Annotated in this window: 16 protein-coding genes and 2 tRNA genes; 15 read left to right on the forward strand and 3 right to left on the reverse strand. The window is 59.8% G+C overall.

Going from position 1 to position 15,035, the window contains the following annotated elements; all coding sequences use genetic code 11:
- The first annotated feature begins 22 nt into the window (after window positions 1-22).
- The 8 genes from tolR (at window position 23) to nadA (ending at window position 5,956) form a co-directional block, all read left to right on the forward strand.
- The gene (tolR, locus tag ACESMZ_RS12380; protein ID WP_372957139.1) at window positions 23-475 is read left to right on the forward strand and encodes a protein TolR; all 453 of its coding nucleotides are present in this window, start codon (window positions 23-25) and stop codon (window positions 473-475) included.
- Between the two features lie 3 nt (window positions 476-478).
- On the forward strand, window positions 479-1,573 hold the full coding sequence (gene tolA / locus ACESMZ_RS12385; RefSeq protein ID WP_372957140.1) for a cell envelope integrity protein TolA: 1,095 nt from the start codon (window positions 479-481) through the stop codon (window positions 1,571-1,573).
- Between the two features lie 120 nt (window positions 1,574-1,693).
- Window positions 1,694-2,956, forward strand: a complete 1,263-nt coding sequence (gene tolB / locus ACESMZ_RS12390) for a Tol-Pal system beta propeller repeat protein TolB (protein ID WP_372957174.1) — start codon at window positions 1,694-1,696, stop codon at window positions 2,954-2,956.
- A 59-nt stretch (window positions 2,957-3,015) separates the two neighbouring features.
- Window positions 3,016-3,585, forward strand: a complete 570-nt coding sequence (pal, locus tag ACESMZ_RS12395) for a peptidoglycan-associated lipoprotein Pal (protein ID WP_372957141.1) — start codon at window positions 3,016-3,018, stop codon at window positions 3,583-3,585.
- Window positions 3,586-3,666: 81 nt separating this feature from the next.
- A complete protein-coding gene (ybgF, locus tag ACESMZ_RS12400; protein WP_372957142.1) occupies window positions 3,667-4,443 on the forward strand; it encodes a tol-pal system protein YbgF in 777 nt (258 codons plus the stop codon).
- Window positions 4,444-4,490: 47 nt separating this feature from the next.
- Window positions 4,491-4,566, forward strand: a tRNA-Lys gene (locus tag ACESMZ_RS12405).
- 45 nt (window positions 4,567-4,611) lie between these two features.
- Window positions 4,612-4,687, forward strand: a tRNA-Lys gene (locus ACESMZ_RS12410).
- A 207-nt stretch (window positions 4,688-4,894) separates the two neighbouring features.
- On the forward strand, window positions 4,895-5,956 hold the full coding sequence (gene nadA / locus ACESMZ_RS12415; RefSeq protein ID WP_372957143.1) for a quinolinate synthase NadA: 1,062 nt from the start codon (window positions 4,895-4,897) through the stop codon (window positions 5,954-5,956).
- Window positions 5,957-6,013: 57 nt separating this feature from the next.
- On the opposite strand, the gene ACESMZ_RS12420 is transcribed toward nadA, so the two are convergent.
- A complete protein-coding gene (locus ACESMZ_RS12420) occupies window positions 6,014-7,492 on the reverse strand; it encodes a M48 family metalloprotease (RefSeq protein WP_372957144.1) in 1,479 nt (492 codons plus the stop codon).
- Between the two features lie 99 nt (window positions 7,493-7,591).
- Between ACESMZ_RS12420 and ACESMZ_RS12425 the strand changes: the two genes are divergently transcribed.
- Complete coding sequence (locus ACESMZ_RS12425) at window positions 7,592-7,825, forward strand: sulfurtransferase TusA family protein (RefSeq protein WP_372957145.1); 234 nt, start codon at window positions 7,592-7,594, stop codon at window positions 7,823-7,825.
- Between the two features lie 9 nt (window positions 7,826-7,834).
- Window positions 7,835-8,911, forward strand: coding sequence for an AI-2E family transporter (locus tag ACESMZ_RS12430; protein WP_372957146.1), 1,077 nt, complete (start codon window positions 7,835-7,837; stop codon window positions 8,909-8,911).
- A gap of 48 nt (window positions 8,912-8,959) precedes the next feature.
- On the opposite strand, the gene ACESMZ_RS12435 is transcribed toward ACESMZ_RS12430, so the two are convergent.
- A complete protein-coding gene (locus ACESMZ_RS12435; protein WP_372957147.1) occupies window positions 8,960-9,430 on the reverse strand; it encodes a peroxiredoxin in 471 nt (156 codons plus the stop codon).
- A 74-nt stretch (window positions 9,431-9,504) separates the two neighbouring features.
- Between ACESMZ_RS12435 and dapA the strand changes: the two genes are divergently transcribed.
- From dapA to ACESMZ_RS12460, 5 genes are all read left to right on the forward strand, one after another.
- On the forward strand, window positions 9,505-10,383 hold the full coding sequence (gene dapA / locus ACESMZ_RS12440) for a 4-hydroxy-tetrahydrodipicolinate synthase (protein WP_372957148.1): 879 nt from the start codon (window positions 9,505-9,507) through the stop codon (window positions 10,381-10,383).
- Window positions 10,384-11,460, forward strand: coding sequence for an outer membrane protein assembly factor BamC (bamC, locus tag ACESMZ_RS12445; protein ID WP_372957149.1), 1,077 nt, complete (start codon window positions 10,384-10,386; stop codon window positions 11,458-11,460).
- A gap of 73 nt (window positions 11,461-11,533) precedes the next feature.
- The gene (gene purC, locus ACESMZ_RS12450) at window positions 11,534-12,250 is read left to right on the forward strand and encodes a phosphoribosylaminoimidazolesuccinocarboxamide synthase (protein WP_372957150.1); all 717 of its coding nucleotides are present in this window, start codon (window positions 11,534-11,536) and stop codon (window positions 12,248-12,250) included.
- 73 nt (window positions 12,251-12,323) lie between these two features.
- Window positions 12,324-13,055 (forward strand): TIGR04219 family outer membrane beta-barrel protein, encoded by a 732-nt coding sequence (locus tag ACESMZ_RS12455; protein ID WP_372972688.1) that lies wholly within the window; start codon window positions 12,324-12,326, stop codon window positions 13,053-13,055.
- Window positions 13,056-13,157: 102 nt separating this feature from the next.
- A complete protein-coding gene (locus tag ACESMZ_RS12460; RefSeq protein WP_372957152.1) occupies window positions 13,158-14,165 on the forward strand; it encodes an NAD-dependent epimerase in 1,008 nt (335 codons plus the stop codon).
- Between the two features lie 438 nt (window positions 14,166-14,603).
- Here ACESMZ_RS12460 and ACESMZ_RS12465 read toward each other — a convergent pair whose 3' ends face one another.
- A complete protein-coding gene (locus ACESMZ_RS12465; protein WP_372957153.1) occupies window positions 14,604-14,789 on the reverse strand; it encodes a hypothetical protein in 186 nt (61 codons plus the stop codon).
- Window positions 14,790-15,035 lie beyond the last annotated feature (246 nt).

The raw sequence follows: 15,035 nt of genomic DNA on the forward strand, positions 1-15,035 counted from the left end.
CCGGTTGACAGGAGGGTATGACATGAAAGGCGGAATGATGCAGTCAGTGCGCCGCAAACCCATGTCGGAGATCAACGTGGTGCCTTACATTGACGTCATGCTGGTGTTGCTGGTGATCTTTATGGTTACCGCACCCATGCTGACCCAGGGCGTCAAGGTGGACCTGCCGGAAACCACGTCGGATCCGATCCAGGCGGAGAAGGAAACCGAGTCAGTGGTGGTGTCCGTGGATGCCAATGGCGCCTATTTCCTGCAGGTGGGGGATGAGGGGAGTGACCCCATGCCCCTGGAGCGGGTCAGGGAGCAGGTTAGCAAGATCATGGCCGGCCGCAGCAACCGGGAAGTGCTGGTGCGGGGTGATCAGAACGTCCAGTACGGAACCGTTGTTCGGTTGATGTCCGTGCTGCAGCAGGCCGGCGCTACCAATGTTGGCCTGATAACTGAAGCGGAAGAGACTGACAGGACAGGTGGTTAATCAGTGACGGATCCACGACGCGAAGACCGTAAGGAAAGCCGTCCGGCGTGGACATCGCCGGTCATCCTGTCTTTGCTGCTGCACGGCGTGATTGTGGCGATCACCCTGGTGAGCTGGCACTGGATAACGCCTATGGAAGAGCCACCGGAACCGAGCATTTCTGCGCGCCTGGTGTCCCCGGAAACCGTGCCACCAACTGAAACCACCTCACCGCCGCCCCAACCCGAGCCGGAACCGGAACAGCCCGATCCGGCCGAGGAGCAGGAGGAGAAAGCGGAGCAGCGGCGGCTCGAGCAGGAGCAGGAACGCCAGCGGGAGCAGGAAGAGGCTCGCCAGCGTGAGCAGGAGCGCCAGGAACAGCAGCGCCAGGAGGAGGCGGCGGCCCGGGAGCGTGAGCGCAAGGCCCGTGAGGCCGAAGAGGCGGCTCGGGAGAAAGCCCGGGCCGAGGCTGAAGAGCAGGCCCGGCAGAAGGCGGAGGAAGAGCGCAAGGCCCAGGAGGAAGCCGAACGCCGTGCAGAGGAAGAGCGCAAGGCCAGGGAGGAGGCGGAGCAGCGCGCCGAGGAAGAGCGCAAGCGCCAGGAGCAGCAACGCAAGGAAGAGGAGGAGCGCCGCCGACAGGAAGCCGAGCGCCAGCGCCAGGAGGAAGAGCGTCGTAAGCAGGAAGAGGCTGAACGTCAACGCCAGGAAGAGGCAAGGCAGCAGCGGGAACAGCAACTTGAGCAGATGGCCCGGGAAGCCGAAGAGGCCAGGGTGGCAGAGGAGCGTCGTCGCGAGGAGGCGGCCGCCGCACGGGCCCGGGAAACCCAGATGCTTAACGAAAAATCCCGGTATGAGTCGCTGATCAGGGACGCGTTGCACGGCGCCTGGTACCCACCGTCCTCTGCCCGGGAGGGTATGAGTGTGGTTCTGCGGCTGACGCTTTTGCCCAGTGGTGAACTTCAGTCGGTTGAGGTCGTCGAAAGTAGCGGCAACCGGGCTTTCGATAACTCGGCCGTCAGCGCGGCCCGGGCAATCAACCGGTACCCGATCCCGGATAGCCGGGACACCTTCGATCGCTATTTCAGACAATTTACAATCCGTTTTGAGCCGGAGGTGTGAGGGCGCTGATATGCAGACCACCGGAAATGGAAACGCAGACAGGATGGTGAGGCCAGAATGAGACAAATCGGACAGGCGCCGTTTTCATGGCGCAAGGTGATTGCCATACCGGCGGCGCTGATGATGCTGGCAGCGTTGGCGTCCACGGCCCATGCTGAACTGATGATCCGGGTGACCAAGGGCGCTGGCGAGGCTGTGCCGGTCGCGGTGGTGCCATTCGGTCAGTCCGGCGACCTGCCAGGCGGAGACAATATCAGCACGATTATCCGCAGCAACCTGGAGATGACCGGCGAGTTCAACCCGCTGTCGGCAGAGCGTATGCTGAGCCTTCCCACCAACGGCGATGACGTGTTCTTCCGGGACTGGCGAATGCTTGGCCAGCGTTACCTGCTGGTCGGCAATGTCACCCGCGAAGGAGATCGGGTCCGGGCCCGCTATGAACTCTTTGACGTTAATGGGGAACGCCGTCTGCTGGGTGAGTCTTCCAGTACCTCGGTGAATAACATACGGACGCTCGCACATCATATCAGTGACAAGGTCTACGAAGCCCTGACAGGGGAACCGGGGGTATTTTCCACCAGGCTGGCCTACGTCACCCTGGATGAGAATGAGGGCAAGCCCCGCTACCGATTGCAGATCAGCGATGTGGATGGCCGCCGGGCCAGTGTGCGTCTGGAGAGCCGTGAACCCATTCTGTCTCCATCCTGGTCGCCGGACGGCAAACGCCTGGCCTATGTGTCTTTCGAAAGCGGAAAACCCCAGATATTCGTCCACGAGCTTGCCAGTGGCAAACGTACCGCCGTGGCCTCATTTCCGGGTCTGAACTCGGCGCCCGACTGGTCGCCGGATGGTCGCTCACTGCTGGTTACCCTGTCCCGTTCCGGTAACGCCGAGATCTATAAACTGGACGTGGAATCCCGCTCCCTGACCCGGCTGACGGATCACTGGGGCATCGATACCGAAGGCGTCTGGCATCCCGATGGTAATGGCTTTGCCTTCACCTCGGATCGCTCCGGCGGGCCGCAGATCTACATCAAGGAGAGCGAAAATGCCTCTCCCCGCAGGGTCACCTTTGGGGGGCGCTACAACGCCGGGGCCCGTTTCAGCCCGGATGGGGAGTACATCTACTATGTTCACCAGCGAGATGGGGCGTTCCATATTGCCAGAATGGAGCTGGACTCCGGCAATGAGCAGGTGCTGACCCGCACCGGTATGGACGAATCGCCAAGTATCGCGCCCAATGGCCGCATGCTGATATACGCCACCCGCCAGGGTGACGACAGCGTGCTGACCGTCATCTCTGCCGATGGCGGTGCCGCCTATACCTTGCCGGCGGCCCGGGGCGATGTACGTGAGCCGGCCTGGTCGCCCATCCTCCGATAGGGGAGCGGTCCGGCGGCTCGATAAAACAGGAAATGAAAACCAAACCAGAAGGACATTCTATGAGCATCATGATGAAGAAGACTGCATTTGCCCTGGTTCTCTCGCTGGGCCTGGTGGCTGGTTGTAGCACCACCGGTGAGGAGCCCATGACCGACGATGAAATGTCGACTGTTGACCAGGAAGGTGGCGCATCCGTGTACGGTGGTGATGATGACGGCGGTATCTCCTCTGATGAGCTGAGCGAGCGCGAGCGTCGTGAGGCAGAGGCTCGCAGCGGTTCCGGCGAGGACGCCTCCCTGCGTCGTGTCACCACGTTCTACTTTGATTTCGATACCGCCGAAATCAAGGCGGAGTCCCGTGATGTGCTGGCCGCCCACGCCCGCTACCTGTCCGACAACCCGGATGTGAATGTGCGCCTTGAAGGCCATACCGACGAGCGAGGCACCAAGGAGTACAACATGGCGCTGGGCGAGCGTCGTGCCAATGCGGTTCAGCGCTTCCTGGTTGTTAATGGCGCCGACCGTGGCCAGATTGAAACGGTCAGCTACGGCGAAGAAAAGCCGGCGGCCATGGGTTCCAACGAGAGCGCCTGGGCGCAAAACCGTCGTGTGGAACTGATCTTCCGTTAATATCGGTACCTGTGTACCGCACCCGGTCGGTAACAGATCCGCCGGGTGCGGTACCGTCCGACAGCAATGACAGGTGTACCCATGAGAAAGCTCCTCGTGGCTGCGGTGGCACTGGCGGTTTCCACCGGTGTCCTGGCCCAGTCCTCCACACCCGCCTACCAGAACAACCAGTCCGAAGCCCGGCGCCAGTCTGCCGGCAATCAGGCCAACTCCGAGTTGTTGTTTATGATCGAGCGTCTTCAGGACGAGGTGCGCAGCCTCCGGGGGGAACTCGAGGAACAGCGAAACGAGCTGGACCGGCTGACCAGGCAATCCCGGGAACGCTACATTGACCTCGACCAGCGTCTGATGGAACTGTCGGAACGTAAGGAGCAGTCGTCCGCAAGCTCTGGCGGGGCTTCCGGGGATGGTGACAGCGGGGCTTCCCCGGACGGGGAGCGCCAGCGCCCCCAGACGGTCAGCCGGGAGTACCGCCAGCCTACGGAAGAAGAGCGTCAGGCCTACAACCGTATCCAGAAACTGATCCAGGAAGAGAAAGCCTACGACCAGGCCATCGGTGAACTGTACGACTTCGTATCGGAGTACCCGGACGGTGACCTGACGGTTAACGCCTATTACTGGCTGGGTGAAGTCTACCTGGTGAAACCGCAGCTGGAGCAGGCCAAGCAGGCCTTTACCATCGTTGCCACCCGCTACCAGGATCACCGCAAGGCACCGGATGCACTGTACAAACTCGGCATGGTCCACGACCGGATGGGTGAGAAGGATCAGGCTGAGCGCTACATGAAACGTGTGGTTGATCAGTATGGCACCAGCCAGGCGGCCGGACTGGCAAAAAAATACCTTGGGGCGAGCTAAAAAGGGTTGATCACCCCAAAAAAATCCGTACTATATGCGCCTCGTTTGGGTCGTTAGCTCAGTTGGTAGAGCAGTTGGCTTTTAACCAATTGGTCGAAGGTTCGAATCCTTCACGACCCACCAAACATCAAGGTTGGCACGGAACGCCGGCTGGTTTTACCCGGTTATGGGTCGTTAGCTCAGTTGGTAGAGCAGTTGGCTTTTAACCAATTGGTCGAAGGTTCGAATCCTTCACGACCCACCAATAAGGCAGGTTGATCCGGATCATCCATCTGCCGTAAAAAAAGAGCCTTCGGGCTCTTTTTTTTTGCCCGTAAAACCGCATGGAACATTACAGGTACTGGTAACTTTCCGATTATCCGCGAAGTACATTGCACCTCCGTGGCAGGAGGGTGACATCCTTGCAAGGGTGGTATACTGGCCCATCAGGCGTAGCAACAGAGACACAACCATGACTCGATTCGAAGATCGTATCCTGGTCCAGGAATACCTGGCCCACAAGGCGGAGCCGAAACCCCTCAGTGATGAGGAGAAGGCCGAGCTGGAATCCCGCATCCGTGAGGCGCTCAGGGAGCAGGATGCGGTACTCGTAGCCCATTACTACACCGATCCGGAGATTCAGCGTCTGGCGGAGGAAACCGGCGGCTGTGTCGCGGATTCCCTGGAGATGGCCCGGTTTGGCAATCGCCATCCCGCTTCGACAGTGGTGGTTGCCGGTGTGCGCTTCATGGGCGAAACCGCCAAGATCCTGAACCCGGAGAAACGGGTACTGATGCCCACCCTGGAGGCCACCTGTTCGCTGGACATCGGCTGCCCGGCGGACGAGTTCGCTGAGTTTTGCGACCAGCACCCGGAGCGTACCGTAGTGGTCTACGCCAATACGTCTGCCGCGGTAAAGGCGAGGGCGGACTGGGTAGTTACCTCAAGCTGTGCGCAGGCTATTGTTGAAGACCTGGACGCCCGGGGCGAGAAAATCCTGTGGGCCCCTGACAAGCACCTTGGCAGCTACATTCAGCGTACGACCGGTGCTGATATGCTGATGTGGGACGGCTCCTGCATTGTGCACGAGGAATTCAAGTACCGCGGCCTGGAAGACCTCAAGGACCTGTATCCCGATGCGGCGGTGCTGGTGCACCCGGAATCACCGGCGGCGGTGGTGGACATGGCCGATGTGGTGGGCTCCACGTCGCAACTGATCCACGCCGTACAGTCGCTGCCGAATGAGCGCTTCATCGTGGCCACAGACAACGGCATCTTTTACAAGATGCAGCAGCTGGCTCCCAACAAGACACTGATCGAGGCGCCGACTGCCGGCAATGGTGCCACCTGCCGCAGCTGCGCCCATTGTCCCTGGATGGCCATGAACGGGCTGGAAAACCTGTTGCAGGTACTGGAGCAGGGCAACCAGGAAATCCACGTCGACGAAACCCTGCGGGAAGATGCACTGCGCCCGTTACGTCGCATGCTGGACTTTACCGCCAACATGAACCTGAAGGTGGCCGGCAACGCCTGAAGGCCGTCTGTCGAACGCCTTTTGAAGTGAATGCCCTGGCCGGCTGCGCTGAAGTGGTTAAGACTGACTGAGCCGGCGGCTTACCTCGGTCAGTCTCTCGGAGATCACCTGGCGCAGCGGCGCGGAGGCCGGTACCCGCTCCTGGGCCTGTCGCAACTGCCGTTGGGCGGCTTCCAGGTCCCCCATCAGAATATCGTATTCCGCCCGTGCCCGGTGGACCCCGACAATGTTACGGGCCATGCCTTCGGCTTCCGCCAGGCGCAACCAGAGGTTTTCCCGCTCGGGGTGATTGCGGGTCAGGGTGCGGAGATAATCCGCAGCCTGGCTGCCATTGCCTGCTTCGTTCTCGATGTGGGCCAGACGATCCGTGATGGGGTAGTTGCCGGGGTTTCGTTGCAGGGCTTTTTCCATCAGCTCTCTCGCCTCAGTAAGCTTGCCCTCTGCCTGCAGCGCTTCTGCCAGGGTCACCTGGTAGGTGATGCGGTGGGGGCTCTCGGCCAGCAGGTCCTCCAGCAGGTCGCGGGCGCGGGCATGGCTGCCGTCAGCAAGCAGGGCAACGGCCAGCCCGTAACGCGCCGCCTCTTTCTGGCCTGCCTCGGGCTGGTTCAGGTAAGACTCGAAGGCATCAATGGCTTCGCCCAGATTGCGGGCGTAGCGCACCTGCATGCGGGATCTCACCAGATGGTATTCGTGGGTGTCATCGGCATTTCCTGCCGCATACTGCTCGGCACGGCTGCGGGTGTCGGACACCCGGGACTCGGTAAGCGGGTGGGTTGAGAGGTATTCCGGAGGACGATTGCCCTGCAGCCGGCTCTGGCGCATCATCACCTCGAACATTTCGGGCATGCCCCGGGGGTCGAGGCCGGCATTGGCCATGATGTCCAGTCCGACGCGGTCCGCTTCCTGCTCATGGGAGCGGCTGTAGGCGAGCATGTTTTGCACAGACATGGCCTGGGTACCCATAATTGCGGCAATACCGGCATCAGAGCCGGTGACCGCCGTCAGCACTATGCCCGCGATTATGCCTGCTGCGGTAAGGGGAGCGGCGCGTTCCTGCTGTTCAAGCCGCCGGGCGAAGTGGCGCTGGCTCAGGTGGGCCAGTTCGTGGGCCATCACCGAGCCGAACTGCTGTTCCGTGCGTGCATGCAGAAACAGGCCTCCATTAACACCGACGATGTTGCCGGGCACCGCAAAGGCGTTGATGGCCGGGTCATCGATGACGACGATGGTCAGTTCCCGGTTACTCAGGGGCGTGTAGGGAACCAGGCGGTAAACGACAGAGGTCAGGTACTCGGCCACCAGCGGGTCGTGGATCTGCCCCGCGGACCGGCGAATAGAGCTCATTACCTGGCGGCCGATGTCGTCTTCCATTCGGTCGGAAAGCAGCCCTCCGCCCAGGCCACCAATGGAAGGCAGGTCCCGTTGCTGGGTCTGCGCTGGCGCAAGGGGTGCGAACAACATGGCCAGAGTCATGGCCAGGGCCAGGGCCAGCAGGCGTCCTCCCGGCCGGTATTGGAAAGAACAGTGGAAAGTCATACCTTGGTCGTTAAACTCCGCATAAAACAATGCAAGTAACCGGGTGCATGGGCATAATGGTGGCCCGGAAATCCATGTCAGACAGGTTCTGAAACGCCCATGGTTGATATTACCCTTGATGCTACCGGGCTGCGATGCCCAATGCCATTGCTGAAAGCCAAGTTGCAGCTCGGCAGTATGTCCCCGGGACAGCAACTGGAAGTGCTGGCGACGGATTCCGGCTCAGCCCGTGACATTCCGGCCTGGCTGGCACATACGTCCCACGAACTGGTTGCCAGTGATGAATCTGGTGGTCGTTATCGCTTCGTTATCCGTGTTGGTGAACAGGAGTAGTCCAGAAAGATGGTTCGTATTCTCCGCGGCATAGCCCACAAGTATTTTTCGGATGACGAAGCAGTCATTCTGTTCCTGATCCTTCTGGGTGGTGTTCTCGCCGTTATTTTCTTCGGCTCCATGCTGGCCCCGGTGATCGCCTCGCTCATTATCGCCTTTATCCTGCAGGGCCTGGTGACGCGACTGACCCGTTTGGGAATTCCTGAACTGGTATCCATTATCGGTGTCTTCGTGGTGTTCATGGGCACCCTGGCCGGGTTCCTGTTTGGTCTGATGCCGCTGGTCTGGGGGCAGTTGGCATCTTTGGCGACGGAAGCGCCCCGTATTTTCAGGGAGATGCGGAGCTATCTTGAGCTTTTGCCTGAAGAGTATCCGAATCTGATATCCATTGGAGCCGTGAATGACTTCTACCATCAGGTGGCTGCGGAGGTGGGCAACCTGACCCAGTGGCTCGTGTCCTTCTCTCTGGGCAGTATTCCTGACCTGCTGGGGCTGCTGATCTACCTGGTGCTGGTGCCCATCCTCGTGTTTTTCTTCCTCAAGGACCGCCGGCAGATTCTGGGATCTATTGCCCGGCTGCTCCCCAGTCAGCGACCGATGATGAGCCAGATCTGGCATGAGGTAAACCAGCAGTGTGCCAACTATGTACGGGGCAAGGCGGTGGAGATTCTCATCGTTGGCGGGGTTACCTTCATTACCTTCAGGATCCTCGGTGTGCCCTACGCGGCGCTGCTTTCCCTGCTGGTGGGACTGAGCGTGGTGATCCCCTACATCGGTGCAGCGGTGGTTACCTTACCGGTGGCCATGATCTCCCTGTTTGCCTTTGGCTGGGGGTCACACTTTATCTGGGTGATGGTGGCCTACGGCATTATCCAGGCGCTGGATGGCAACGTGCTGGTGCCGTTGCTGTTCTCGGAGGTGAATAACCTGCATCCCGTCGTCATTATCGTAGCGGTGCTGTTCTTCGGCGGGATCTGGGGGCTATGGGGTGTGTTCTTCGCGATACCCCTGGCGACCATGGTCAAGGCGGTATTTGCGGCCTGGCCGGTACATCCGCAGCCACTGCCGGGCAATCATGACCAGTAGGCGGGCGTGAAAGGCCCGGTCAGCCACCAGGCGGCCGGGCCGTAACGGTTACAGGGCTTTCACCGCGTCCAGCACTTCCCGGGCATGTCCCTTCACCTTTACGCCGCGCCATTCCCGGCGCAGCCGGCCCTGCTTGTCGATGAGGAAGGTACTGCGGTCAATTCCCAGGTACTCCTTGCCGTAGAGTTTTTTCAGTTTGATGACATCAAACAGGGCGCAGACCGATTCGTCCTTGTCAGAGATCAGATGGAACGGGAACTCATGTTTGGCCCGAAAGTTCTCGTGGGCCTTGAGCCCGTCCCTGGAAACGCCGAAAATGATCGTGTCGTGGGCCTGGAACTGCTCGTAAAGGTCGCGGAAGTCCTGGCCTTCCGTGGTACAGCCCGGCGTGTTGTCCTTGGGGTAGAAGTAGATGACGACATTGTGGCTGCCCCGAAAGTCCGACAGCCTTACCGTCTGATCTCCGGTAGCTGGCGCCTCGAAATCATGAACAATCTGGTCAGGTTCTGGCTTTGCCATGGCTTCTCCGTTGTTTCCCTTGTGTCGGTTGAGACCCAAGATTACCATAACCGTTTTATCTGCACGGAGTCCTTATGATTACTGGTAGCCTTGTCGCTCTGGTGACGCCCATGCACCCGGATGGCAGCATCCACTGGGAGCAACTGGACGCCCTGGTGGACTTTCACCTTGAAAACGGCACCCATGGCATCGTAGCTGTTGGTACCACCGGCGAGTCAGCCACCCTGACCCCTGACGAACACCTCAGGGTGATTGAGGCAATCATCAAACGGACAGCGGGCAGGATTCCGGTCATTGCCGGCACCGGCGGTAATTCCACCCATGAGGCCATTGCGCTGACCTCCGAAGCGGAGAAGCTCGGTGCGGATGCCTGCCTGCTGGTGGTGCCGTACTACAACAAGCCCACCCAGGAGGGCCTGTATCAGCACTTCAGGACCATTGCCGAGTCGGTGCCCGGTGTCAGCCAGATCCTCTATAACGTGCCGGGGCGCACCGCCTGCGACATGCTGAATGAGACGGTGGAGCGGCTTGCGGACATTCCCAATATCGTGGGTATCAAGGATGCAACCGGCAATATACCCCGGGGTGCCGAACTGATCAGGGCCGTGGAGGGCAGGCTGGCGGTCTACTCCGGTGATGATGCCACAGCGGCAGAGCTGATGCTGGCCGGGGCCAAGGGCAATGTCTCGGTAACCGCCAACGTGGCACCCAGGCTGATGTCCCGGCTGTGTGAGGCGGCTATCGATGGCAACCGTGAAGAAACCGAGCGCCTTAACGGCATCCTTGAACCGCTGAACCGTAAACTGTTCCTGGAAGCCAACCCGATTCCGGTCAAGTGGGCCTTGCAACGTATGGGTCAGATCGATACCGGCATCCGTCTGCCCCTGACAACCCTCAGCGAGAAGTTCCACGGTGAGGTTGAAGAAGCTCTACAGGCGGCAGGCGTACTCTGAATGACCGATTGTTCCAGAAAAATTGACTTCCGTCCCCGTGCGGCGTTCCTCGCCGTTGCCATCGCCGGGCTGCTGGGCAGTGGCTGCAGCCTGATCAATGACCGCTCGGACGACTATGCCACCGCCGAGCAATCCCGTGCACTGACGGGTATCGACGGTCAGCCACTCCCCAGGCAACGCGCGGAATTTCCCATTCGCGCTGTCGAGGGTTCCGGCACCCTGGCGAACCAGGTGCCGGAGCCACCGGATCTTACCGCCGAGATTCTCGACGAGAACTATGTCGTGGAGACCGTGGACGACCAGTCCTGGCTGCTGGTCAATGACGTGCCGGGTCGAATCTGGCCTGCCGTAGCGGCGTGGATGAACGAAACCGGTCTGGCGGTTGCGCAAGACAGCACGCAACTCGGGCTGATGCAGAGCGAGATCGTCAACTTCAGCCGGCGGGCCCGTGACCTGGTGGGGCTTGATGAAGCCAGTGCCGATGAGCCAAGAATCGTGGTGCAGGTTCGCCTGGCCCCCGGTGTTCGTCGCAAAACTACCGAAGTTCAGGTTCGGCCCCGCTCCGTAGCTGGCTCGCCGGACGGGCTGCTGCCCTGGCAGGATGAATCCATGGACCAGGGACTCGAAGAAGACCTGCTGGAGAACCTGTCGTCCTTCCTGCAGTCCCGGGAAGACAGCCGCTCCTATTCCAGGGCCGCGCTCGCCATGGACAGTGAGCCCAGGGTGACCCTGCTGGAAGCCACTGCCGAACGCGATCAGGCCATTTCCATCGATCTGCCCTTTGAAAGGGTATGGAGCGAGATCCGTCGGGTTCTGGAAGATGAGAACATCCCGGTGCTGGACCTTGACCAGACTGCCGGGTACTTCCTGGTGGACGGCCGTCCGGAAGAGGATCGCCGTCGTAGCTGGCTGACCAGCTGGTTTGCCGGTGATGAAGTGGCGCCTGAAGCCACCAATCGTATCCTGCTCAGCGAAGAGGACGGTTCGATCGTGGTGACCGCCGAGCGTGCCGATGACTATAACGGGAGCAACTACTCCCGCTCATTGATCACGCGGCTCTACGATTACCTCTATTGATGGCCGGCGCACAGCTGGCATGAACGAAGACGCTAGCCGACCGTCCCATGGACGTCGGCTGCCGGAGACCGATATGGAAAAACGCAACGAACTCTACGCGGGCAAGGCAAAGTCTGTTTTTACCACAGACGACCCGAACCGCTTCGTCCTGGTATTCCGGGATGATACTTCGGCCTTTGACGGCCAGAAAAAAGAACAGCTGAACCGCAAGGGTATGGTGAACAACCGGTTCAATGCTTTCATCATGGAAAAGCTCGAAGCCGCCGGCATACCCACCCACTTCGAGGGGCTACTGTCACCGACTGAGTCCCTGGTCAAGAAGCTGGAGATGATTCCGGTGGAGTGCGTGGTGCGTAATGTCTCCGCCGGAAGCCTGTGCCGTCGTCTGGGTGTGGAAGAAGGGCAGGATCTGAACCCACCTACCTATGAACTTTTCCTCAAGAACGACGAGCTCCATGACCCCATGGTCAACGAGTCCCTGGCGGTGACCTTTGGCTGGGCCACCGCCGACGAGCTGGCGCAAATGAAACGCCTGACCTATCAGGTCAATGACGTGCTGAAGGCGCTGTTTGCCGATGCCGGCATGCTGCTGGTGGACTACAAACTTGAATTTGGCCGCAGTGAAGGCCGCATTGTGCTGGGCGACGAGTTTAGCCCCGATGGCTGTCGTATCTGGGACCGGGAAACCCGCAAGAAGATGGACAAGGACCGCTTCCGCCAGGGGCTAGGCGAGGTTATCGAGACCTACGAAGAGGTTGGCCGGCGACTCGGCATCCAATTCGGCGAGTGATTACAATGGGGCCAGACGGCCCCATTGTTTTACGCTGCGAGTACAATGCATCCTGTGCAGGGGAGACCCGCTTATGAAACTGATCCGATCTGCAGTAATCCTTTCCGCCATTGTGGTCGTTCCGGCGGCGCAGGCCGACGTGCTGGGCTTCGGCGCCAGCATTGGTTACTGGGACTCCGACCTCTCTGGAAAGGCCGCCAAGGGTGGTGACCGTGTTAACGTTGAGAACGAGCTCGATCTCAGCAACAACACCGAGGCCAACCTCAGCGCCTTTCTGGAGCATCCGGTCCCGTTGTTGCCCAATGTCCGTCTGAGCTATGTGACAGTTGACCAGACGGGCCGTGGCGAACTGAGCTCCGGATACGACAACATTCCCGCCGGCGCGCAGGTGGACTCCAGCCTCGACTGGCGGCAGACCGACCTTACGTTCTACTACGAAGTACTGGACAACTGGGTCAACCTGGACCTGGGCCTGACGGCCCGCGACCTGGATGCGGAGTTGGAAGTCGTTGATGTGGCTGGTCTGACCTCCAGCAAGACCGAGGTGGACGCGGTGATCCCCATGGGTTATGCCGCAGCCAGGTTTGACCTGCCCCTGACCGGTGTATCTGTCGGTGTTAACGGCAATGTCATCAGCTACGACGGCGATTCCGTGTACGATTATGATGTCTATGGCCAGTACGCGGTTGCCGGTTTCCAGCTCCGGGCGGGCTATCGGGAAATGGCCGTGGACTACGAAGACGGCAACGACCGCCTCGATATCGACATCGGTGGTCCGTTTGCGAGTGTCGGGTTCAGCTTCTGATTCCGGCAGGTTAACAGGGAGAGCCAGTGACGGCTGTGACCACCCCGAAGGGCGATCACGGCACGCTGGCGGATAGAGTCATCAGGGAACAGGGTCAGAGCCTTGAAAATTCTTGTCACCGGCACCGCCGGCTTTATCGGATTCCACCTCGCTCGCCGCTTGCTTGAGCGGGGCGACGAAGTCATTGGCGTCGACAACGTCAATAACTACTACGATACCCGGCTGAAGGAAGCCCGGCTTGATGGTCTGCGCGACCAGGTGGGTTTCACCGAGATCCGCCAGGATATCGCCGACCGGGAGGCAATGGCAGTGCTGTTCCGACAGCACCAGCCCCAGCGTGTGGCCCATATGGCTGCCCAGGCTGGTGTACGGTATTCCATCGAGAACCCCAATGCCTATGTGGACTCCAATCTGGTGGGGTTCATGAACATCCTTGAAGGCTGTCGCCATAACGGGATAGAGCACCTTGTCTATGCGTCCAGCAGTTCCGTTTACGGAGCCAACGAGACCATGCCCTTCTCGGTGCAGGACAATGTGGACCACCCGGTGAGCCTGTATGCGGCCTCCAAGAAAGCCAACGAACTGATGGCCCATACCTACAGCCACCTGTACCAGTTGCCCACCACTGGCCTGCGGTTCTTTACCGTGTACGGGCCCTGGGGGCGACCGGACATGGCGCCATTTATCTTCACCCGCAAGATCCTGGCGGGGGAGCCCATCGATGTCTTCAACTTCGGCCACCACAAGCGGGACTTCACCTACATTGACGATATTGTCGAAGGTGTGGTGAGAACCCTGGATCACGTGGCCCAGCCCAACCCCGACTGGAGTGGTCTGCAGCCTGATGCCGCCAGCAGCAAGGGTCCGTATCGTCTTTACAATATTGGCAGCAATAATCCGGCAGAGCTGTCCCGGTTTATCGAGATCATCGAGGAAAAGACCGGCAAGAGCGCCGAAAAGAACTACCTGCCCATGCAGCCGGGCGATGTTCCGGCGACTTACGCGGATGTCGACTCACTGATTGCCGACGTTGGCTACAAACCGGAAACCTCCCTTGAAGAAGGTCTTGGCCGTTTCGTCGACTGGTATCGGGCGTTCTACGGAGTGTAGGTAACCTCCTGAGTCATATAACACCGATCGCCGTACTTGCGGTATTCATCCACAACCTGATGTAAGAAGCAGGCAAGCAAAAAGCCTGATAGCCGGAGGCCCGGCAACCCCCTTCCGAAACAGTCAGAGAACAGGGTTCTCGTTTCGGAAGGGGGTTGCCGGGCCTTCGGCGTTTTGCACCAACTCCAGACAATATGTCTGAAGGTTCGCGATGGGTGCAATTCTGGCAGACCGGGCCCGGGGACCTTTCTTCGAAACGAAAACCCTGTTTTCTGACTGTTTCGAACAAAGGCCCCCGGGCCCTCTGGCGGGAAGCCCGAGCCGGGTTGGGCTCAGGCATGAGCTGGTCAGGTATTCAGGTGGAGCGTCTTCGGGTAACTGCTGTTGAAACAGTCAGAGAACAGCGTCTTTGGGGCCTGGTAAGCCAGGGCCCGGCCGTCACCGGCGCAGTTTCTTTTCTGCTCTGCGAAGCTGGCGGTTGGCCTGGCGTCTCAGCCGTTGCGATCTCGTGGCGGTGTGCTCCCGGTAATACCATATCCCGGCGGCAAGTCCGATAAGCCCCAGTACCAGCGTTGTGATACCGACTGCCTGGGGTGATGGTTTCTGGATCTGTTTGTGAGCCATTAAACATCCTCCTGATGATAAGGGTGGGTAATACGGATCGCGTTTAAATCAGCATGCGTAAGAAGTGTGGCCGGTGCCCGGGGATTGGTCAAACGGGAAGGAAGGTTGCGCAACTCCGGCAGATCAGGGAGTCGTCTGAGAACCGCAGATAACCCTGACGAAAAAGCCCCCGTCCGTAAGGAGCGGGGGCTTTCTGGAATCTGGTAGGACCAGGCAGATTTGAACTGCCGACCTCTGCCATGTCAA

Source organism: Marinobacter sp., from assembly GCF_041690615.1.
Taxonomy (GTDB): Bacteria; Pseudomonadota; Gammaproteobacteria; order Pseudomonadales; family Oleiphilaceae; genus Marinobacter.